The sequence below is a fragment of the Pseudomonas sp. SIMBA_068 genome (assembly GCF_046534705.1).
Taxonomy (GTDB): Bacteria; Pseudomonadota; Gammaproteobacteria; order Pseudomonadales; family Pseudomonadaceae; genus Aquipseudomonas; species Aquipseudomonas putida.
On record NZ_JAWRYI010001859.1, the window covers coordinates 1 to 229 of the forward strand.

The 229-nt window shown below is 53.3% G+C and carries 1 protein-coding gene; it reads right to left on the reverse strand.

Translation table 11 applies throughout. The features are described from left to right. The coding region (locus tag SB756_RS36215; protein ID WP_410914079.1) for a hypothetical protein at positions 1 to 205 on the reverse strand (205 nt) is incomplete at its 3' end. Positions 206 to 229: the final 24 nt, after the last annotated feature.

Below are 229 nucleotides of genomic sequence, written 5' to 3' on the forward strand. Positions count from 1 at the left end.
TGATTTCGCGGATCTGCTGTTTCTGCGCGTCGGTCAGGTTCAGGTCTTTGAACATCATGTCCTGATGCGGACCGAACTTGCCTTTGTGGTGCATCATCGGCTTCGCGTCAGCCGGTGCTGCGGTAGTGGTGTCTGCGGCATGGGCCAGGTTAGCCGCGCCAAGAGCCAGGGTAGAGGCAACAAACAGTGCAGTTAATTTACGCATATTCTATATCCTTCCTTTCAGTTA